This is a genomic window from Streptomyces sp. NPDC044719, assembly GCF_056433405.1.
In genome coordinates this window covers 444,524-461,923 of sequence record NZ_JBWKHE010000002.1, presented here as the reverse complement: position 1 = coordinate 461,923, position 17,400 = coordinate 444,524, and the positions used below count along the sequence as shown (strand labels likewise).

Sequence of the window (17,400 nt, the reverse complement as noted above, 5' to 3'; positions counted from 1 at the left end):
GGGATTTCCAGGCTGCCTGCTCGGCTTTTATGGCAGGTATTCACCCGTTTCCCGGCGCCGTCCGGAAACCGCCGGGCCGGACGGGTCGCCGTGCCTTGTCCGGTAGGCGCCGGGCGGCATCCCGTAGCGCTCGCGGAAGACGCGGTTGAAGTGGAACGGGCTGGCGAAGCCCGAGGCCGCTGCCACCCGTTCCACAGGCAGGTCGGTGCCCTCCAGCAGCCGCGCGGCGTGCCGCAGCCGCGCCTCTCGCAGGGCGCGCATGGGCGACTGGCCGAGCTGCCGGCTGAACAGATGGGCGAAGCGGGACGGCGACAGCGCGACACCCTCGGCGAGCGAGCGGACGGTGTGCGGGGCGCCCGGGTCGGCGGCGATCAGCTCCTCGGCCCGGCGGATCCGTGCGTCGAGGCCGGGGCGGGGCGCCGCAGGCCGGGCGCCGGCCGCGGTGAGGAGGACGATCTCCTCGAGCGCGCCCAGGGCCAGTTCGCGGGCCGCGCTGCCGTGTGCGACGGCGACCTGCCCGTCCGGGGGCGCGGGTGCGGGCGGTGCCTCGGTCCCGGTCCAGCGGGCGTCGGTGTGCATCCGCCGGAACGCCGACTCGACGCGGCCGTGCACACCGGCCGGGGCGGACGTGACCACGTACACCCCGTCCCCGGCGTCGTACGGCCGCAGCCACCCGGCCCACGACGGGCGGGCCTGGCAGTGCGCCCACCAGAACCGCCAGTGCCGGGCGCCGGGCTCCACCGCGTAGCCGTGCGGGACACCCGGGGCGAGCACCACGAGGTCACCCGCGCCGACCGAGGTCTCCACGGCGCCCTGCCGCAGCCGGCCCCGGCCTCCCGTGGTCCAGGTGAACAGCCAGCTCGCGGATCCCCGAGGGCGGCTGACCGCGTAGCCGGGCGGCTGGTCGAAGTGGCCGAGCACGACCAGGCCGGGCGGCGGCGCGGGGTCCCCGTCGTTCCCGTTCTCAGCAGTGCCGGGCAATCCGTCAGCACGCACGGGCATCCTCCTCGGCGACAGGGCGGCCTAGTGTCGGACCGTGGACACCCGACCGAGGAGTGCGCTCATGACAGTCACGGGCAACGGCGCCGCCGGCGCTCCCATCCTGGACCCCGCCGGGCTCCGGCGGTACCGGGAGGGGTTCGAGGAGGACGGTTTCACCGTCGTGCGCGGGCTCTTCGGGGCCGACGAGATCGAGCGGCTGTGCGCAGAGTTCGCGGCGCTGCACGCGGGCGGCCCGGTTCCCGGGCACTTCGAGCCGCGTGCGACCGGGGCGGACGCGGATCCGCTGCGCGTCTGGCCGCGGGTGATGCACCCGCACGAGATCAACGGCCTCGCCCGGGACGTCCTGCTGGACGCCCGGCTGCGCACGGTCCTGGAGGTGCTCCTCGGGGAGGAGGTCCTGGCCGCGCAGAGCATGTTCTACTTCAAGCCGCCGGGCGCCCGGGGCCAGGCGCTGCACCAGGACAATTTCTATCTGCGGGTGGAGCCGGGGACGTGCGTCGCGGCGTGGCTGGCGTGTGACGTGATCGACCGGGAGAACGGCGGGCTTGAGGTCGTGCCGGGCACGCACCGGATGGACGTGTTCTGCCCGGAGGAGGCGGACGAGGGGGTTTCCTTCGCCCGGGAGTACGTTCCGCCGCCGCCCGGGCTGGCGGCCGTGCCGGTGGACATGGCGCCGGGGGATGTTCTTTTCTTCAACGGCAGTCTGGTGCACGGGTCGCAGCCGAACCGGTCGGGTGACCGGTTCCGGCGGTCGTTCATCGGGCACTATGTGGGGCGGTCGACCGAGCGGGTCGGAAGGTTCTACCGGACCTTGTCGATGAGTGGGACGCGGGTGGAACTGCCCGAGAGTGAGGGGGCGGGGCCCTGCGGGACGGAGTTCGCGCCGCAGGGGCCCCACTGACCGCTGCGCGGGAAGGCCGTGGTTCGTCTGCTGCGCCGTGGGGGCTGGTCGCGCAGTTCCCCGCGCCCCCAAGATGGGCGTTTCAGTGGCCGGCGATCGGATGTGCGGTGTAGGGGCGTTCCAGTTCCTCGAGTTCCTTGTCGCTGAGGTGGAGGTCCACGGCGGCCACCGCGTCCTCCAGGTGCCGGGGCTTCGACGCCCCGACGACGGGTGCCGTCACCGTGTTCTGGTGGAGCAGCCAGGCCAGGGCCACCTGGGCGCGGGGGACGTCGCGGTCGGCCGCGATGCGGGTGACGGCCTCGACGATGGTGCGGTCGCCCTCCTGGTACAGGTTGCTGCCGAAGGTGTCGGTGGCGCTGCGCTCGGTCGTGGTGTCCCAGTCGCGGGTGAGGCGGCCGCGGGCGAGCGGGCTCCAGGGCAGTACGCCCACTCCCTGGTCCGCGCAGAGGGGCAGCATCTCGCGCTCCTCCTCGCGGTAGATGAGGTTGTAGTGGTTCTGCATGGAGACGAAGCGCGTCCAGCCGTTCAGGCGGGCCGTGTACTGGGCCTTGGAGAACTGCCAGGCGTACATCGAACTGGCCCCGATGTAGCGGACCTTGCCGGCCTTGACGACGTCGTGCAGGGCCTCCATCGTCTCCTCGACCGGTGTGTGCGGGTCGAAGCGGTGGATCTGGTACAGGTCGACGTAGTCGGTGCCGAGGCGGGCCAGGCTCTGGTCGAGCTCGGAGAGGATCGCCTTGCGGGACAGTCCGCCGCCGTTCGGGCCGGGCCGCATCCGGCCGTGCACCTTCGTCGCGAGCACGATCTCGTCGCGGCGGGCGAAGTCCCGCAGGGCACGGCCGGTGATCTCCTCGCTGGTGCCGTCGGAGTAGACGTTGGCCGTGTCGAAGAAGTTGATCCCCGCCTCGACCGCCTGCCGGATCAGCGGGCGCGAGGCCTCTTCGCCGAGGGTCCACTCGTGACGGCCGCGGTCGGGCAGGCCGTAGGTCATGCACCCCAGACAGATCCGGGAGACGTCCAGGCCCGTCGAACCGAGCTTCACGTACTGCATCGTTGCTGCTCCTGCCTTCGGGAGGGGGTTCCAGGGGGAGCGTACGTGCTCGGGTGCGCTCGAAGGCAGGGTGCGCCGGACCGGCTGACGGGCCGTCATCGTTGCTGCCCCCAGGTGACCGCACGGCGTGGGAGCGGCGAGGCTGCCGGACCGCTGCCGCATCCTCGGCGCAGGTGACCGGCGCCCGGCCGGTCGGCGGCGTGGAGGAGAAGGCGTGGCGGCACGACGGAGGACACTCAGGATCCTGACCGGGGCGGCCGCGGCGTCCCTCGCCCTGGTCTCGACCGCCTGGAGCCGGCCGGCCCCGCCCGGGCACGAGGTGCGGGCCCAGGTGCCGGCGGCCGAGGGACCGGCGACGCTGTGCGCACCCGCGGGCACCCTGCGCGGAACGGAGGGCGAGCGGGCCACTGTCAGCCTGTGCGCGGGCAGCGGCACCCCGGTGATGGCAGTGTCGGCCCCCGCGCACTGCGTCCGTCCCGGCACGTCCGCCCGGTACGCCTGTCTGACCTCCGGCACCTGGACGGCGAAACGCCAGGGCAGGACGGTCGCCTCCGGGACGCTCCCCGGTTCGCAGCCGTACCCCGGCCCGGGGACCTACGACGTCACGGCCACCGTGCACGTCCGCTCCACGCCGGGCGGTGTGGACCTGCGCGGCACGGTCCGGACCACCCTCACCCTGAGCGCGCCGAAGCAGCGGCCCACGCACCGCGTCGAGGTCGACCGGACCACCCTGCGTCGCGGGGCCACCACGACGCTGACGTACCGGGTGTACCGCGACAGCGAACAGGGTGACGGCAGTGCCCGCTTCGGGCTGATCGGCGAGGAGAGCACGGGGGTGCGGATCAGCACGGCGGACGCCCGGTGCGTCAACCCGCTGATCGGACGGGCCCCGTCCGAGGCGAGGCTGACGCACTCCGTGGACTGTGCGCTGACCGACCTCCAGCCGGGCCGCCCGGCCACCGTGCGGGTCCAGGTCACCCAGGGGACCGCCTGCTCGACGGTGGTCTCGAAGCTGGGCTACTGGATGCCGCGCGGACAGGCGCTCTACACCGGCGGCATGGTGGAGGGGCCCACGGTCGGCTGCGGCTGACGGTCAGCCCTGTTCGACCAGGTCCAGCGCTCGCTCCCAGCCGAAATCCGGCCGCCCGCCGTCCTCGCCCGGCTCTCCGGTGTACGGCTCACCGAACCGCACGCCCATCCCCCGCAGCCGTTCGAGGCTGTCCCGGTAGGCGGGGTGGGCTGCCAGGGCGTCGGCCACGCACGGCAGGACGGCGATCGGCACGCCGAGCCCCGCGACCTCGCACAGGGTGCCCAGCGCGAGGGTGTCGGCGATGCCGGCCGCCCACTTGTTGACGGTGTTGAAGGTGGCGGGTGCGAGGACCAGGGCGTCGGGCGCCGGGAACGGGCGGGGCTCGCCGGGGGTGCGCCAGGCGAAGCGGATCGGGCGGCCCGTCTGGGCTTCGACTGCGGCGGTGTCGAAGAAGCCGTTCATGGCGACGGGCGTCGCTATGACGCCCACCTCCCAGTCCCGCTCCTGCGCGGCGGTGATCAGTTTGCTCACGTCCGCGGCGATGCCGGCGGCGCAGACGACGACGTAGAGGAAGGGCTTGCGGGAGGCCTGTTCGGTCATCCCGGAAACCCTAATGACTCCCCGGGTTCACCGGACCGGGAAGGTACCTCCGCGCTCCGATTCCGGCCGCGGGCCGAAGACGCGACGCTCCTTCTCTTCGATGGGAACGTCGTTGATGCTCGCCTCGCGGCGGGTCATCAGCCCGTGCTCGTCGAACTCCCACAGCTCGTTGCCGTAGGAGCGCCACCACTGGCCCCCGGCGTCCCGGCACTCGTACTGGAAGCGGACGGCGATGCGGTTGCCGTCGAAGGCCCACAGGTCCTTGCGCAGCGCGTAGTCCCGCTCGCGCTCCCACTTGCGGGTCAGGAATTCGACGATCCCGGCGCGCCCGGTGACGAAGGTGTCGCGGTTGCGCCAGACGGAGTCCTCCGAGTAGGCGAGGGCGACCTTGTGGGGGTCGCGGGTGTTCCAGGCGTCCTCGGCGGCCTGGACCTTCCTCGTGGCGCTCTCGCGGGTGAAGGGCGGCAGGGGCGGGCGGTCGGTCATCGATGCTCCCCGGTCACAGTGGAGAACGAGCGTTCTCCGGATGGCTGCTACCGTAGGAGAACGCTCGTTCTCTCGTCAAGGAGTGGTGGCACATGGACAGCGCGCTGGCCCGGGAGCGGGCGCTGGACGCGGCCGAGGAGCTGTTCTACGGGCGAGGTGTGCAGTCCGTCGGGATGGACGACGTCCGCGGCACGTCCGGGGTCTCGCTCAAGCGGCTCTACCAGCTCTTCCCGGCGAAGGAGCAGCTGGTGGAGGCGTATCTGGAGCGGCGCGACACACGCTGGCGCGGGCAGCTGGCCGAGTACGTCGAGCGGCACGGGGAACCCCGGGAGCGGATCCTGGCCGTGTTCGACTGGCTCGGCGGGTGGTTCGGCGAGCCGGGCTTCCGCGGCTGCGCGTGGCTCAACGCCTACGGCGAGCTCGGCGCCACGTCCGCGCGCGTGGCCGGCCAAGTGCGCGCGCACAAGCGGGCCTTCCGGGACTACCTCGCCTCGCTCGTGGACGCGGCGGGGCTGCCCCACGCGCTGGCCGGGCAGCTGTTCCTGCTGGCCGAGGGCGCCATGGTCACGGCGGGTGTCACCAGGAGCGTCGAGCCCGCGGCCGAGGCGCGCGAGGCGGCCCGGCTGCTCCTGGGGACCGTGTGAGCCCGGGCTTCAGCTCACCCTCTCCGAGACGGTGATGGCGCTCACCGGGCAGGCCCGGGCCGCCTCCCGCACCAGCGGGCTGCCGCCGCCGTCCTCCTTCCCGGGCAGCAGGGCGCTGTAGCCGTCGTCGTCCTGGGTGAACACCTCCGGGGCGGTCAGGGCGCACTGGCCGGCGCCGATGCAGACGTCCGTGTCGATCTCGATGTCGATGTGCATGTGCGCAAGCCTCTTACCAGGTCACGGGGAGTTCCAGCATCCCCTGGATCGTGTCGCCCGGCTTGAAGGGGATCTCGTCGGCGGGCGCGGCCAGGCGCAGGCCGGGCAGCCGGGCGAAGAGGGTGTGCAGGGCGATCTCCAGCTCGGCGCGGGCGAGGTTCTGCCCGAGGCACTGGTGGATGCCGAAGCCGAACGCGACATGGTGCCGGGAGGGGCGGTGCCAGTCGAGCGTGTCCGGGTTCGGGTAGACCGTCTCGTCTCGGTTGATGACGGAGGTCGCGAAGACCACGCCCTCGCCCTTCTTGATCGTCGTCCCGGCCACCTCGATGTCCTCGACGGCCAGACGCAGCATGCCGTCCGCGATCGACAGCATCCGCATCAGCTCCTCGACCGCGGTCGGCAGCAGGCCCGGGTCGGCGCGCAGTTCGGCGAGCCGCTCGGGATGCTGGAGCAGGGTGAAGGTGCCGAGCGAGATCATGTTGGCGGTCGTCTCGTGGCCCGCGACCAGCAGGATGAGGGCCATGGCGATCAGGCCCTCGCGGTCGAGTGCGCCCTCGTCAAGTTGGCGGTGGACCAGGTCGTCCAGCAGACCGGTGCCTCGCTTCTCCTGCTTGCGGTCGATCAACTCGCCGAAGTAGGCCTCCAGCCGGTCGCGGGCGTCCAGCACGTCGGCGGTCTCGGGGCCGCGCAGCAGCCGCCGCGACTGGGTCTCGAAGAAGTCGTGGTCGGAGTACGGGACGCCGAGCAGGGCGCAGATCACCATGGAGGGCACGGGCAGCGCGAAGGCCGTCACCAGGTCCGCCGGCGGGCCTTGGGCGATCATCGCGTCGAGCCGCTCGTCGACGATCTGCTGGATCCGTGGCCGGAGTTCGACGGCCCGTTTGAGGGTGAAGTCCCCGACGACCATGCGGCGCTGGGTGCGGTGCTCGGGGTCGTCGACGCCCAGCAGGGCCGTTCTGCGGTTGCGGATCCCGGCGAACCGCTTGGTCGGGGCGGGGAAGCCGGGCCGGTCGCGGTTGGACGACAGACGCGGGTCGGCCAGCAGCGCGCGGGCGATCGCGTGCCCGCTGACCAGCCAGGCCTCGCGGCCGTCGAAGAGGGTGATGCGGGTGAGGGGGCGCTCGGTGCGCAGCGCGTCGTAGGCGGCGGGCGGCTGGTAGGGGCAGGTCCGGCTCTGGGGGAAGACGACGGGTGCGGTCGTGTCCGTCATGAAGACCTCGCAGACGAGTAGTGCGTCGTGCCGATCATCATTAGATGCCCCGGGCACCTATAGGGCGACGCGAAGTTCGGCCAGATCGGTGGCGGCTGCAAACATGGCCGGGGAGTGCCGTCTTCACGTTCGAAGGCCGGGCTCGGGGCCTGTGGCGTGCGAACAGGGCCCTTGCCGGGAGCCGGGGGCTCCCGGGAAGTCATGGCGGCGATTCGAAAACCGGTTGTCGCCGCGGCAGGGCAGGCCCCAGGATCCAGCCATGCCTACGCTCGAGCTCCTTCCGCCGCTGCCGCTGCCCGTCGCCGCTTCCGCCGCGCGCCGACAGCAGCGGTCCGGCCGCCGTGGAGGGCCGACGCCGCCGCGGTCATGACGGCCGCGCTCCTCGCGGGGCTGCTCGCCGGGTACGGCATCGCCGTCCCCGTGGGCGCCGTCGGGACCTACCTCGTCTCGCTCACCGCCCGCACGTCCCTGCGTACCGGTGTCTGTGCCGCGCTCGGCGTCGCCACGGCCGACGGGCTGTACGCCCTCGCCGCCACGCTCGGGGGTACGGCCCTGGCCGCCGCGCTGCGGCCGGTGCTCGGGCCGCTGCGCTGGGTCTGTGTCCTGGTGCTGCTCGGGCTGGCGGTGTGGGGCGCGGTCGGTGCCGTGCGCGAGTACCGCGGCCACCGGCTCGCCACGCGGACGGCCGCCGCTCCCCCGAGTCCCGCCCGGGCCTACGCGGGGCTGCTCGGCATCACGCTGCTCAATCCCACCACCGTGATCTACTTCGCGGCGCTCGTGCTCGGCTCCCAGGCCACGGGTCCGGCCGGGCCGGTCGAGCAGGGCGTGTTCGTCCTGGCCGCCTTCGCCGCATCCGCCAGCTGGCAGGTGCTGCTCGCCGGGAGCGGTGCCCTGCTGGGCCGGGCGCTGACCGGTCACCGGGGCAGGCTGGCCACGGCGCTGGTGGCGAGCGGGGTGATGACGGCTCTTGCCGTCCGAATGGCGGTTTCTCCAGGATGATTCCCGGGCGTACCGGTGTTGAGGGCAGGTACCAGGTACCAGTCGGCCTCTGACACGACGATGGGACGGAATGCCATGCCTCTCGAAGGCGAGTACGAGCCCAGCAGGACGCAGTGGGTGCGCAAGCAGGTGGAACTGTACGAGAGCTCCGGCGGTACGGAGGGGACGACGCTGCAGGGCTCCAAGATGCCGGTCGTCGTCCTGACCTCCCGGGGCGCCAAGAGTGGCAAGCTGCGCAAGACACCGGTGATGCGGGTGGAACACGAGGGTCGTTACGCCGCCGTCGCCTCCCTCGGCGGTGCGCCCAAGCACCCGGTCTGGTACTTCAACCTCAAGGCCGACCCGCACGTGGAGCTCCAGGACGGGCCCCGGAAGCAGGACATGACCGCCCGTGAGGTCACGGGCGAGGAGAAGTCCGAGTGGTGGGACCGGGCCGTCGCGGCGTATCCGGCCTACGCGGACTACCAGAAGAAGACGGACCGGGAGATCCCGGTGTTCGTGCTGGAGCCGGCAGAGGGCGGGTGACACAGAGCGGGCCCGCCCCGGCCCCCGGGGAATCCACCGCAGAAAAGTTTTCGCCCGGTGTGCATGAACCCCCGGCGGCGGGGCACGCGTGGTTCAGGCCCCGCCGCGTTCCCCCGTCGCGGCGGGGCTTTCCGCTGCCTCCCGGGCACGGCGGTCCGTGACGTCGAGGAAGATCTGGTGCGCCTCGGGCACCGTCCGGGCGATGGAGCGCTTGATGCGCACGGCGACGTCCTCCACGTGCTCGCTGTCCAGACCGGGCACCAGGTCGACACGGGCTGCCACGAGGGCCGAGTCGAGGCCCGTCTTCATCGTGAACAGCGCCTCCACGCTGTCGATCTCGGGCTGCGCCCGCAGCAGCGCGTGGATCCGTCCGCTCGCCTCCGGGTCGGCCGCCTCGCCGATCAGCTGGTCGCGCGCGTCCCGGCCCAGCCGGAAGGCCACGTAGACGAGCAGCGCGCCGATCGCGAGCGAGGCGGACGCCTCCCACACCACCTGGCCGGTGACCATGTGCAGGGCCATGCCGGCGATGGCCAGCGTGACGCCCAGCACCGCGGTGCCGTCCTCGGCGACGACCGTCCGCAGGGCCGGGTCGCGCAGCCCGGCGCGCGTGCCGCCCTGCCGGCGCACCTGGTACAGGGCGCGCAACAAGGAGGCGCCCTCCGCGAGGAGGGCGATTCCGAGCACGATCAGGCCGGCGACATAGCCGCCGAGTTTCTCCTCCGATCCGCTCGTGAGGGCCTCGAAGCCCTGGAAGAACGAGAAGCAGCCGCCCATGACGAAGATCCCGACCGCCGCGAGGAGCGACCAGAAGAACCGCTCCTTGCCGTAGCCGAAGGGATGACGCCGGTCGGCGGGGCGGCGGCTGCGGCGCAGAGCCGCCAGCAGAAACACCTCGTTCAGGCTGTCGGCAACCGAGTGCGCCGCCTCCGACAGCAGGGCGGGTGAACCCGCCAGCAGACCGCCGACGGCCTTGGCGACCGCGATCACCAGGTTGGCCGCGAGCGCCACCAGCACGGTGACGCGTGTCCTCCGATCAGATCCTTGTTCAGTCACCCACGCCGATTGCCCCGGTCGGCGGTGCTCACACCGTGCCGTCGGCCGAAAAAGGGGAACGCGTTCACCTGGGCACACACACGGCAGACAGGGCACTCGTACGACGAACGGGCCACACGTACGGCAAGGAGGTCACCCCCATGAGCCGCGACGACGGCGACGGCAACAGCGCTTACGGCAGGAGGTCGTTCAAACGGTCCAAGGCGCACTTCGCGGACCGGATCACGGCGGACGGCCGGGACGGCTGGCCGGTGGAGGCCGGCCGCTACCGTCTGGTCGTCAGCCGCGCCTGCCCATGGGCGAGCCGGTCGCTGGTCTCCCGGCGGCTGCTCGGCCTGGAGGACGCCCTGTCCCTGGCCGTCGCCGACCCGATCCAGGACGACCGCAGCTGGCGCTTCACGCTGGACGAGGACGGCCGCGACCCGGTTCTCGGCATCCGCTATCTCGGCGAGGCCTACGACCGGCGGGAGACCGACTACCCGGGCGGTGTCAGTGTGCCGGCGATCGTGGACGTGCCCAGCGGGAAGCTGGTCACCAACGACTACCAGCGGCTCACGCTCGACCTCGCGACCGAATGGACGGCCCTGCACCGGGAGGGCGCGCCCGACCTGTACCCGGACGCGCTGCGCGACGAGATCGACGCGGTGATGGCGGACGTCTACGAGGACGTCAACAACGGCGTGTACCGGGCGGGTTTCGCCACCGGGCAGGAGGAGTACGAGGCCGCCTGCGCGAGGGTCTTCCGGCGGCTGGAGCTGCTCGCGGCGCGGCTGGAGGGGCAGCGGTACCTCGTCGGCGACACGATCACCGAGGCGGACATCCGGCTGTTCACCACGCTGGTCCGCTTCGACGCCGTCTACCACGGCCACTTCAAGTGCAACCGCTGGAAGCTGACGGAGAACCAGGTGCTGTGGGGGTACGTCCGCGACCTGTACCAGACGCCCGGGTTCGGCGACACCGTCGACTTCGACCACATCAAGCGCCACTACTACCAGGTGCACACCGGCATCAACCCGACCCAGGTCGTGCCGCTGGGGCCGGACCTGTCCGGCTGGCTGACCCCGCACCACCGCGAGGAGCTGGGCGGCCGGCCGTTCGGTGACGGCACCCCGCCGGCACCGGTCCGCGCCGAGGAGCGGGTCCCGGACGCGCACACCCCCTGACCACTCACACCCACCCCCCTGAGCGACCAAGGAGATCCCCGTGGCCAAGAAGAAGAAGATGCCCCTCGCCTACCAGCCCCTCGGGTTCGTGCTGGGCTGGTCGAGCGGCTGGCTGGCCGGGCTCGCCTTCCGCAAGACGTGGATGGCGATCCGGCACGAGGAGGACGCGCCCGACGCGCTGGACCGGGACCGCGGCTGGGGCGAGATCCTGCTGGCCGCAGCGGTCCAGGGCGCCATCTTCGCGGTGGTGCGCAGCGCCGTGGACCGCGCGGGCGCCAAGGCCATCGAGCGTTCGACCGGCACGTGGCCGGCTGACGAGAAGGGCGGCAGGGACTGACAGCAGGCCCCTGCCTCATCCGGCCCCGCCCGGCCTGTGCCGCGGGCGGGGCCGGTCCGTGCCGGGCGCCGCTCAGCCGTCCACCTTGATCGTCTTCATGGTGAGGTGGGACTCGAGGCGCAGCACGGCGGGCAGTCCGCTGAGCTTGCCCATCATGAAGGCCTCGTAGGCGGCGTGGTCGGCGACGGCGACGCGGAGGAAGTAGTCGGGTCGTCCGTACATCCGCCGGAACTCGACGACCTCCTCGTAGGAGGCCACGGTGGTCTCGAACTCCTCGACGGTCCTGCGGTCCTGGGCGTAGATCTCGACGTCGATGAGTACTTCCAGCTCGCGGCCCAGCGCTGCGGGGTCGATGACGGCCCGGTATCCGGCGATGACGCCCCGCTCTTCGAGGCGCTTGACCCGGCGCAGGCAGGGAGGCGGCGTCAGCCCCACCCGCTTGGCGAGCTCGACGTTCGACAGCCGTCCGTCCTGGCGCAGGTGAAACAGAATTTCCCGGTCGACGGCATCGAGGCCGATTTCATTGCCCATATGGAGATCATAAGGCCATCATCGGCAACCATATGAGGCGTTAACTTTCCTAAAATGTCAACATGCGAATAAGCCCTGCGGCGCGGGCCGCTTTCCAGGACTGTGCCTCCGTGGGCCTCGGGATGGTGCCGCTCGGTCTCGCCTTCGGGGCGCTCGTGGTCCAGTCGGGGCTCGACTGGTGGTGGGCCGGGCTGTCCGCGGCGCTGGTCTACGGCGGTTCGTTCGAGTTCCTGCTGATCGGCATGGTCGTGGCCGCCGCACCGCTGGCCTCCATCGCCCTGGCCGCCTTCCTGGTGCAGGCGCGGCACGTCTTCTACGCGCTGTCGTTTCCCCTGCACCGCGTGCGGGGCCGGTTCGCCAGGACGTACAGCACCTTCGCCCTCACCGACGAGGCATACGCGCTGACCGCGACCGAGCAGGCCCGGGGCTGGTCCAGCCCCCGCATCCTGTGGCTGCAGTTCTTCATGCACCTGTACTGGGCCGGCGGCGCGACCGCCGGGGCCCTGCTGGGCTCCCTCATCCCGGACGGTGTCACCGGCCTGGACTTCGCCCTGACCGCCCTGTTCGTCGTTCTCGCGCTCGACGCGGTCCGTGACCTGCGGGGCGACCTGCCGACCCCCGTGCTCGCCCTGCTCTGCGCCCTGGGCGCCCGGCTGTTCTTCCCGGGTCAGTTGCTGCTCGCGGCCTTCGCCCTGTTCACCGCCGGCCTCCTGGCACGCCGGCTCGCCGACCGGAGGAAGCCCGCTCATGTCTGACACCTACGCCGTCGTCGCGGTCCTCGTCACGGCAGTCGTCACCTGGTCCCTGCGCGCCCTGCCGTTCGCCGCCCTGGCGCCGCTGCGGGCCAGCGCCACCGTGCGATACCTCAGCGCCCGTATGCCCGCCGGGGTGATGGTGATCCTGGTGGTCTACTGCCTGCGCGATCTGGCGGTCACCGAGTCACGCGCCGTGGCCCCGCTGGCCGCCCTGGCCGTCACCGTCGGCCTGCACCTGTGGCTCCGCAACGCCCTGCTGAGCATCCTCGCCGGCACGGCCGTCCATGTGGCCCTGGCCAGCGCGGTCTTCGTCCACTGATCCCGTCGTCGAAAGGCACGCATCCGTTGAACACCGGCAGCTACTTCGAACCCACCGACACGCACCGCTACAAGCCCACCGCCCACGCGAGCGGCGCCTGGAATCCCGGCGAACAGCACTTCAGCCCGCTCGGCGGCCTCATGGTCCACGCGATCGACCGCCATCGGGCCGCACGGCCGGGCAGCGGCCTGACCCTGTCCCGGCTCAGCTTCGACATCCTGGGCCGCCTCGCCCTGGACGAGTGCGAGATCCGGGTGGAGACCGTCCGGCCCGGCCGCACCATCGAGCTCGTCGAGGCCGTCGCCCTCATCGCCGACCGCCCCGTCGTACGGGCCCGGGCCTGGCTCCTCACCGACTGCGACACGGCGCAGGCCGCCGGCGGTGAGGCCGCCCGGCTCACCCCGCCCGAGGCGCTCGCCCCTTGGCCACTGACCTCCGTGTGGCCCGGCGGATACATCGCCTCCCTCGACGTCCGTCCACTGGCGCCACCGCGGCCGGGCCGCACGACGGCCTGGATCTCCACCTCACTCGACCTGGTGGCCGGGCAGGCCGCGAGCCCGCTCGCCTCCTACATCGCGCTCGTCGACACCGCCAACGGCATCGCCGTACGCCAGTCGCCCGACCGGTGGATGTTCCCGAACGTCGACCTCACCGTCCACCTCCACCGCCGGCCGGAAGGCCCCTGGACCGGGCTCGACACGACCGTGACCTTCGGCGCCACCGGCCAGGGCGTCACCAGCACCGTCCTGCACGACCTCACCGGACCCGTCGGCCGTGCCCAGCAGATCCTCACCGTCAGGCCGATGCCGGCCTCCGGCTGAACGCCGGGCTCAGCCCTGCTTGGGTGCCGTCGGCGCGGTACGCCGCAGGGTGAAGGAGTGGCCCGCCGGGTCGGCGTAGCCGCGTTCCTCCAGGGGGCCCGAGGCGTCCTTGGCCTCCAGGGGGCGTCCGCCCAGGCTGATGACCCGGCGTTCCACCGCGTCGAGGTCGTCCACCACGAACTCCAGGTGGGCCTGGAGGGAGTTCTCGGGGCGCGGCCAGCTGGGCGGGGTGGCGTTGACGTCCCGGCGCAGGGCGATCCGGAAGCCGTCGGCGCTCTTGATCTCCACCCGGTTGGCCGTCGCGTCCGACTCCTCCCCTTCCAGCAACTCCTTGTAGAAAACGGCGAGCTTCTCGGGCTCGGCACAGTCGAGCACCAGGACACCCGCTTTCACCAGGGCCATGTCTCCTCCGCAGGATTCCGGCCGCGGGGCGTGCTGCCCCGCGGCCTCGTACCTTGCGGTTATCCCGGCACGGCCGATTCAGTCGGCCGTCAACCACCGTCCGTCGCGCATGAGTTCACGGCCGTCCAGTTCGTCGGCCTCCCGCCAGGCCTGCACCCGCCGCGGTACGACGCGGAAGTAGAGGTACGGCGTGGCCAGCCGGCGGGGATCGAACCCGGTCTTGGCGGCGAAGAGTTCGGCGTCCTGCTCCGTCAGCTCGCCGGGCTGGACGGTCTCGACGGTGCCCTCGACGAGGACGACGTCACGGGTCGGCCCGATGCCCACCCGGGCGCGGCCGGTCGCGGTCAGGTTCCGTCCGGTGGGGCTCGACGCGGGAGTGGCGAACAGCAGATACGAGCCGTTCCAGAGGAAGGACAGCGGGACGAGGTGCGGTGTCCCCGACGCGGTGCCGGCCGTGGCGACCCAGGCGTCCACGTCGTGGTCCAGACGGTGCAGGGTGTCCTTCTTGCGCTGCTCAGCGCCGCGTACTGGTGCGGACGTCATCGTCGGTGCGCCTCCTGGGGAGTCGTCGAACGGGCGAAGTCCAGTGTGACGCGAGGAGGCCGGCGAGGCCCGGCGGATGAGACACGCCGGGTGAAGGACGAGGGAGCCGAGAAGGCCCGGCGGGGGGATCTGTGGACGGCCTGCTGACCGTGTGACGGGGCGGTGTGGTGCCCGGACGGAGGACCGGCCGGGCACCAGCGCTATACGGCGAACTCGACCGGCAGGCTGTCCAGCCGGGACTCCCACGTGGAGGCCGTCGAGGTGAGCTCCTCCGGCGGTGCGGCCAGGCTCAGGCCCGGCAGGCGGTGCAACAGGACGTCCACGGCGATCGCGATGATGGACTGGCCGATGCTCTGCCCAGGGCACTCGTGCGGACCGGAACTGAAGGCCAGGTGGGCCTGGTTGCCCTGCACGGAGACACCGATGTCCGGCCGGACGTCGGGGTCGAGATTGCCCGCCGCGAGGCCCAGCAGCAGCAGGTCGCCCTCCTGGATCTGGTGGCCGCCGAGTTCCAGGTCGCCGGCCGCGAACCGGCCCGGCAGCACCGCCAGCGGCGGGCTGTTCCACATGACCTCCTCCACCACGGCGGAGATGTTCAGCTGACCGCTGATCAGTCCGGAGAGCCGGGCGGTGTCGGTGAGGACGAGCTGGAGGACCCGGGCCAGCAGATTGCTGGTGGTGGTGTGCGCGGCGATCAGCACGAGACGCAGATGGCTGACCACCTCCTCGTCGTCGAGCCCGGCCGCGTGCTCCAGCAGGGCGGTGGTGAAGTCACCGCCGGGTTCGGACTTCTTGCGCTCCGCCAGTTCGCCGAGGATCACCATGATGCGTTCGTTGTGCGCGAGGGCGTCCTCACCGCCCTTGAAGACTTGCGCGCAGGACTCGACCAGGTCCCGGCCCTCCGCCTCGGGGAGCCCGAGGATGCGGGAGAGGACGAGCATCGGCAGGTAGTCGGCGTAGTCCTTCACCAGGTCCGCGTGCCCGGCGTCCGCGAACGCGTCGATCTGCTTGTTCGCGATGCGGGTCGCGTGGCGCCGGATGCCCCGGACCGCGGCGGCCTGGAGCCCGTCGGTGACGGCGGCGCGCAGCCTGCGGTGCGGATCGCCGTCCTGGGACACGCAGTCCGGCCGCCAGCCGAGCATCGGGATGAGAGGCGAGGTCTCATCCACGCGCCCCTCCGTCCAGTCCCGCCAGATGCGGGCGTCCCGGCTGAACTGGCGGGGATTGTCGAGGACCCGCCGGTTGTCGCGGTAGCCGAGGACCAGCCAGGCGGGCACATCGCCTTCGAGCAGGACGGGCGCGACCGAGCCGTGTTCCTTGCGCAGCCGCTCGTAGATGCCCACCGGGTCGGTCGCCGCCTCCGGCCCGTACAGCCGGGCCGGATCGGACCCGTGATGGGCGACGGGGCAGCCGCTCGGGATCTGAACGGCGTTTTCGGTCGAATCGTTCATCGGGGCTCCAGGGCCACGGCCGAGCGTTCCTTCAGGTGGTGGATCAGGGCGACGAGGACGTCCCGGCTGGAGGCCCGGTCGCGGGCGTCGAAGGCTATGACCGGGGTGTGCGCGGGGATGTCCAGGGCGTCCCGGATCTCCTCGACCGGGTAGTTGCTGGAGTCGGGGAAGACGTTCAGGGCGACGACGAACGGGACCTCCTGCCGCTCCATCTCCTCGATCGCCCGGAAACTGGACTCCAGGCGGCGGGTGTCCACCAGGACGATCGCGCCGAGCGCCCCCTTGAACAGCCCGTTCCACAGGAACCAGAAGCGTTCCTGACCCGGCGTGCCGAACAGGTACAGCACCAGGCTCTCGTTGATGCCGATCTTGCCGAAGTCCAGGCTGACGGTGGTCTGCGTCTTGTCGGCGACGCCGATGAGACGGTCGACGTCGGCACTGGCCTGGGTGAGGGTCTCCTCGGTGGTGAGCGGCTTGATGTCGCTGACCGACCGGACCATCGTGGTCTTCCCGGTGCCGAACCCGCCGGCGATCATCACCTTCACCGAGCGGGCGTCCCCGCCCGCCCGCCCTCCGGGTTGGTCAAAGCCTTTCAAGTCCACTGAGTACCTCCTCAAGGAGCGCGAGGTCGGGCCCGCGGCCGGCTTCGTGTGCCGGGATGGGGTTACGGGCTTCGACGCGACCTGCGACGAGCAGGTCCGACAGCAGCACTGCGAGAATGTTGAAGGGCAGCCCGAGGTGAGCGCCTAGCTCGGCGACCGACAGCGGATCGCGGCACCGGCGGAGAATCTCCTCGTGCTCGTGCTGCATGCCCGGTAACGGGGCGGCGCGGGCGACGACGAGCGTCGCCACGTCGAGGCTCGACGCCGAACCGCCCGGTCCGCTGCGACCGCCCGTGAGGACGTAGTAACGCTCGAGACCGGACGGGTCCGACGGCCTGCGGGGAGCACTCATCCAGAGTGCTCCTCCAGGCGCGGAGTGGTGCCGAGGAGCTCACCCATCCTGCGGGCCAGGTCTCTCATCTGGTGTCCGAGCAAGCCCTGGTCGAGGCCTTCCCTGGCCAGGACACCGAGGTACGTCTCCACACCGGCGCGGACCACGAAGAGGTGCCCGCCGTCGACTTCGATCATCGCGAGGCGCAGCTGCCCGGCGTACTTGGGGAACTGCTCGGCGACCGGCTGGGCGAGGGCCTGCAGGCCGGCCACCACCGCGGCGAAGCGGTCGACGTCGTCGGGGTCTTCGGCGCCGTAGGAGGTGATGGCCTTGCCGTCGCTGGAGGCCACGAGGGCGAAGCGGATCTCCTGGATGCTCTCGACGAGATCGCGGAGCGCCCAGCTCACATCTGTTCCTTGTTGCGTCAT

General features: G+C 71.8%; 24 protein-coding genes. 10 read left to right on the top strand and 14 right to left on the bottom strand.

What is annotated here, in order from left to right; genetic code table 11:
- Window positions 1-27: 27 nt before the first annotated feature.
- The gene (locus AC07DF_RS08875) at window positions 28-1,002 is read right to left on the bottom strand and encodes a helix-turn-helix domain-containing protein (RefSeq protein WP_478968379.1); all 975 of its coding nucleotides are present in this window, start codon (window positions 1,000-1,002) and stop codon (window positions 28-30) included.
- A gap of 61 nt (window positions 1,003-1,063) precedes the next feature.
- Between AC07DF_RS08875 and AC07DF_RS08870 the strand changes: the two genes are divergently transcribed.
- Entirely contained in the window at window positions 1,064-1,903 is an 840-nt protein-coding gene (locus AC07DF_RS08870; RefSeq protein ID WP_478968377.1) for a phytanoyl-CoA dioxygenase family protein, read from the top strand.
- Window positions 1,904-1,985: 82 nt separating this feature from the next.
- On the opposite strand, the gene AC07DF_RS08865 is transcribed toward AC07DF_RS08870, so the two are convergent.
- The gene (locus AC07DF_RS08865) at window positions 1,986-2,954 is read right to left on the bottom strand and encodes an aldo/keto reductase (RefSeq protein WP_478968375.1); all 969 of its coding nucleotides are present in this window, start codon (window positions 2,952-2,954) and stop codon (window positions 1,986-1,988) included.
- Between the two features lie 214 nt (window positions 2,955-3,168).
- On the opposite strand from AC07DF_RS08865, the gene AC07DF_RS08860 reads away from it, so the two are divergent.
- Window positions 3,169-4,044 carry a hypothetical protein gene (locus AC07DF_RS08860; protein ID WP_478968372.1) on the top strand — a complete coding sequence of 292 codons (876 nt, stop codon included), beginning with the start codon at window positions 3,169-3,171 and terminating at the stop codon, window positions 4,042-4,044.
- A 3-nt stretch (window positions 4,045-4,047) separates the two neighbouring features.
- Here the strand turns inward: AC07DF_RS08860 and AC07DF_RS08855 are convergent, their stop codons facing one another.
- Both AC07DF_RS08855 and AC07DF_RS08850 read right to left on the bottom strand, forming a co-directional pair.
- Window positions 4,048-4,584, bottom strand: coding sequence for a flavoprotein (locus AC07DF_RS08855; RefSeq protein WP_478968370.1), 537 nt, complete (start codon window positions 4,582-4,584; stop codon window positions 4,048-4,050).
- Between the two features lie 27 nt (window positions 4,585-4,611).
- Window positions 4,612-5,070: a nuclear transport factor 2 family protein gene (locus AC07DF_RS08850; RefSeq protein WP_478968366.1), complete on the bottom strand. Its 459-nt coding sequence runs from the start codon at window positions 5,068-5,070 to the stop codon at window positions 4,612-4,614.
- 92 nt (window positions 5,071-5,162) lie between these two features.
- Between AC07DF_RS08850 and AC07DF_RS08845 the strand changes: the two genes are divergently transcribed.
- Complete coding sequence (locus AC07DF_RS08845) at window positions 5,163-5,714, top strand: TetR/AcrR family transcriptional regulator (protein ID WP_478968363.1); 552 nt, start codon at window positions 5,163-5,165, stop codon at window positions 5,712-5,714.
- Window positions 5,715-5,723: 9 nt separating this feature from the next.
- Here AC07DF_RS08845 and AC07DF_RS08840 read toward each other — a convergent pair whose 3' ends face one another.
- Both AC07DF_RS08840 and AC07DF_RS08835 read right to left on the bottom strand, forming a co-directional pair.
- On the bottom strand, window positions 5,724-5,924 hold the full coding sequence (locus AC07DF_RS08840) for a ferredoxin (RefSeq protein ID WP_478969468.1): 201 nt from the start codon (window positions 5,922-5,924) through the stop codon (window positions 5,724-5,726).
- A gap of 19 nt (window positions 5,925-5,943) precedes the next feature.
- The gene (locus AC07DF_RS08835; protein ID WP_478968361.1) at window positions 5,944-7,140 is read right to left on the bottom strand and encodes a cytochrome P450; all 1,197 of its coding nucleotides are present in this window, start codon (window positions 7,138-7,140) and stop codon (window positions 5,944-5,946) included.
- Window positions 7,141-7,506: 366 nt separating this feature from the next.
- Here AC07DF_RS08835 and AC07DF_RS08830 point away from each other — a divergent pair, with 366 nt between their 5' ends.
- Together AC07DF_RS08830 and AC07DF_RS08825 are read left to right on the top strand one after the other, a co-directional pair.
- Window positions 7,507-8,139: a LysE family transporter gene (locus AC07DF_RS08830; RefSeq protein ID WP_478968359.1), complete on the top strand. Its 633-nt coding sequence runs from the start codon at window positions 7,507-7,509 to the stop codon at window positions 8,137-8,139.
- 75 nt (window positions 8,140-8,214) lie between these two features.
- A complete protein-coding gene (locus tag AC07DF_RS08825) occupies window positions 8,215-8,664 on the top strand; it encodes a nitroreductase family deazaflavin-dependent oxidoreductase (protein ID WP_478968355.1) in 450 nt (149 codons plus the stop codon).
- 93 nt (window positions 8,665-8,757) lie between these two features.
- Here the strand turns inward: AC07DF_RS08825 and AC07DF_RS08820 are convergent, their stop codons facing one another.
- Window positions 8,758-9,678 (bottom strand): cation diffusion facilitator family transporter, encoded by a 921-nt coding sequence (locus AC07DF_RS08820; protein ID WP_478968353.1) that lies wholly within the window; start codon window positions 9,676-9,678, stop codon window positions 8,758-8,760.
- Window positions 9,679-9,857: 179 nt separating this feature from the next.
- On the opposite strand from AC07DF_RS08820, the gene AC07DF_RS08815 reads away from it, so the two are divergent.
- Both AC07DF_RS08815 and AC07DF_RS08810 read left to right on the top strand, forming a co-directional pair.
- Window positions 9,858-10,880, top strand: a complete 1,023-nt coding sequence (locus AC07DF_RS08815; protein WP_478968351.1) for a glutathione S-transferase family protein — start codon at window positions 9,858-9,860, stop codon at window positions 10,878-10,880.
- Window positions 10,881-10,920: 40 nt separating this feature from the next.
- Window positions 10,921-11,217 carry a DUF4235 domain-containing protein gene (locus tag AC07DF_RS08810; protein ID WP_432971341.1) on the top strand — a complete coding sequence of 99 codons (297 nt, stop codon included), beginning with the start codon at window positions 10,921-10,923 and terminating at the stop codon, window positions 11,215-11,217.
- Window positions 11,218-11,289: 72 nt separating this feature from the next.
- Here the strand turns inward: AC07DF_RS08810 and AC07DF_RS08805 are convergent, their stop codons facing one another.
- A complete protein-coding gene (locus AC07DF_RS08805) occupies window positions 11,290-11,748 on the bottom strand; it encodes an Lrp/AsnC family transcriptional regulator (protein WP_478968349.1) in 459 nt (152 codons plus the stop codon).
- A gap of 62 nt (window positions 11,749-11,810) precedes the next feature.
- On the opposite strand from AC07DF_RS08805, the gene AC07DF_RS08800 reads away from it, so the two are divergent.
- The 3 genes from AC07DF_RS08800 to AC07DF_RS08790 are packed head-to-tail and all read left to right on the top strand — an operon-like array spanning window position 11,811 to window position 13,643.
- Complete coding sequence (locus AC07DF_RS08800) at window positions 11,811-12,503, top strand: AzlC family ABC transporter permease (protein WP_478968347.1); 693 nt, start codon at window positions 11,811-11,813, stop codon at window positions 12,501-12,503.
- Window positions 12,496-12,822: a branched-chain amino acid transporter permease gene (locus tag AC07DF_RS08795; RefSeq protein WP_478968345.1), complete on the top strand. Its 327-nt coding sequence runs from the start codon at window positions 12,496-12,498 to the stop codon at window positions 12,820-12,822. The genes AC07DF_RS08800 and AC07DF_RS08795 overlap by 8 nt, the downstream gene beginning before the upstream one ends.
- Window positions 12,823-12,848: 26 nt before the next feature.
- Complete coding sequence (locus AC07DF_RS08790) at window positions 12,849-13,643, top strand: thioesterase family protein (protein ID WP_478968343.1); 795 nt, start codon at window positions 12,849-12,851, stop codon at window positions 13,641-13,643.
- A 9-nt stretch (window positions 13,644-13,652) separates the two neighbouring features.
- On the opposite strand, the gene AC07DF_RS08785 is transcribed toward AC07DF_RS08790, so the two are convergent.
- From AC07DF_RS08785 to AC07DF_RS08760, 6 genes are all read right to left on the bottom strand, one after another.
- The gene (locus AC07DF_RS08785; RefSeq protein WP_184587117.1) at window positions 13,653-14,045 is read right to left on the bottom strand and encodes a VOC family protein; all 393 of its coding nucleotides are present in this window, start codon (window positions 14,043-14,045) and stop codon (window positions 13,653-13,655) included.
- Between the two features lie 78 nt (window positions 14,046-14,123).
- Window positions 14,124-14,588 (bottom strand): pyridoxamine 5'-phosphate oxidase family protein, encoded by a 465-nt coding sequence (locus AC07DF_RS08780; RefSeq protein ID WP_454358212.1) that lies wholly within the window; start codon window positions 14,586-14,588, stop codon window positions 14,124-14,126.
- Window positions 14,589-14,788: 200 nt separating this feature from the next.
- Window positions 14,789-16,039 carry a cytochrome P450 gene (locus AC07DF_RS08775; protein WP_478968340.1) on the bottom strand — a complete coding sequence of 417 codons (1,251 nt, stop codon included), beginning with the start codon at window positions 16,037-16,039 and terminating at the stop codon, window positions 14,789-14,791.
- A complete protein-coding gene (locus tag AC07DF_RS08770; protein WP_478968338.1) occupies window positions 16,036-16,641 on the bottom strand; it encodes a GTP-binding protein in 606 nt (201 codons plus the stop codon). The genes AC07DF_RS08775 and AC07DF_RS08770 overlap by 4 nt, the downstream gene beginning before the upstream one ends.
- Window positions 16,622-16,993, bottom strand: a complete 372-nt coding sequence (locus AC07DF_RS08765) for a DUF742 domain-containing protein (RefSeq protein WP_193481280.1) — start codon at window positions 16,991-16,993, stop codon at window positions 16,622-16,624. The genes AC07DF_RS08770 and AC07DF_RS08765 overlap by 20 nt, the downstream gene beginning before the upstream one ends.
- Window positions 16,990-17,400, bottom strand: coding sequence for a roadblock/LC7 domain-containing protein (locus AC07DF_RS08760; RefSeq protein WP_003994857.1), 411 nt, complete (start codon window positions 17,398-17,400; stop codon window positions 16,990-16,992). Before AC07DF_RS08760 ends, AC07DF_RS08765 begins: the two co-directional genes overlap by 4 nt.

What these genes read in the sequence shown, in the direction of transcription:
- AC07DF_RS08875 (WP_478968379.1), bottom strand. Translation starts at nt 1,002, where the DNA reads ATGCCCGTGCGTGCTGACGGATTGCCCGGCACTGCTGAGAACGGGAAC.
- AC07DF_RS08870 (WP_478968377.1), top strand. Translation starts at nt 1,064, where the DNA reads ATGACAGTCACGGGCAACGGCGCCGCCGGCGCTCCCATCCTGGACCCC.
- AC07DF_RS08865 (WP_478968375.1), bottom strand. Translation starts at nt 2,954, where the DNA reads ATGCAGTACGTGAAGCTCGGTTCGACGGGCCTGGACGTCTCCCGGATC.
- AC07DF_RS08855 (WP_478968370.1), bottom strand. Translation starts at nt 4,584, where the DNA reads ATGACCGAACAGGCCTCCCGCAAGCCCTTCCTCTACGTCGTCGTCTGC.
- AC07DF_RS08850 (WP_478968366.1), bottom strand. Translation starts at nt 5,070, where the DNA reads ATGACCGACCGCCCGCCCCTGCCGCCCTTCACCCGCGAGAGCGCCACG.
- AC07DF_RS08845 (WP_478968363.1), top strand. Translation starts at nt 5,163, where the DNA reads ATGGACAGCGCGCTGGCCCGGGAGCGGGCGCTGGACGCGGCCGAGGAG.
- AC07DF_RS08835 (WP_478968361.1), bottom strand. Translation starts at nt 7,140, where the DNA reads ATGACGGACACGACCGCACCCGTCGTCTTCCCCCAGAGCCGGACCTGC.
- AC07DF_RS08830 (WP_478968359.1), top strand. Translation starts at nt 7,507, where the DNA reads ATGACGGCCGCGCTCCTCGCGGGGCTGCTCGCCGGGTACGGCATCGCC.
- AC07DF_RS08825 (WP_478968355.1), top strand. Translation starts at nt 8,215, where the DNA reads ATGCCTCTCGAAGGCGAGTACGAGCCCAGCAGGACGCAGTGGGTGCGC.
- AC07DF_RS08815 (WP_478968351.1), top strand. Translation starts at nt 9,858, where the DNA reads ATGAGCCGCGACGACGGCGACGGCAACAGCGCTTACGGCAGGAGGTCG.
- AC07DF_RS08805 (WP_478968349.1), bottom strand. Translation starts at nt 11,748, where the DNA reads ATGGGCAATGAAATCGGCCTCGATGCCGTCGACCGGGAAATTCTGTTT.
- AC07DF_RS08800 (WP_478968347.1), top strand. Translation starts at nt 11,811, where the DNA reads ATGCGAATAAGCCCTGCGGCGCGGGCCGCTTTCCAGGACTGTGCCTCC.
- AC07DF_RS08795 (WP_478968345.1), top strand. Translation starts at nt 12,496, where the DNA reads ATGTCTGACACCTACGCCGTCGTCGCGGTCCTCGTCACGGCAGTCGTC.
- AC07DF_RS08785 (WP_184587117.1), bottom strand. Translation starts at nt 14,045, where the DNA reads ATGGCCCTGGTGAAAGCGGGTGTCCTGGTGCTCGACTGTGCCGAGCCC.
- AC07DF_RS08780 (WP_454358212.1), bottom strand. Translation starts at nt 14,588, where the DNA reads ATGACGTCCGCACCAGTACGCGGCGCTGAGCAGCGCAAGAAGGACACC.
- AC07DF_RS08775 (WP_478968340.1), bottom strand. Translation starts at nt 16,039, where the DNA reads ATGAACGATTCGACCGAAAACGCCGTTCAGATCCCGAGCGGCTGCCCC.
- AC07DF_RS08765 (WP_193481280.1), bottom strand. Translation starts at nt 16,993, where the DNA reads ATGAGTGCTCCCCGCAGGCCGTCGGACCCGTCCGGTCTCGAGCGTTAC.
- AC07DF_RS08760 (WP_003994857.1), bottom strand. Translation starts at nt 17,400, where the DNA reads ATGACGCAACAAGGAACAGATGTGAGCTGGGCGCTCCGCGATCTCGTC.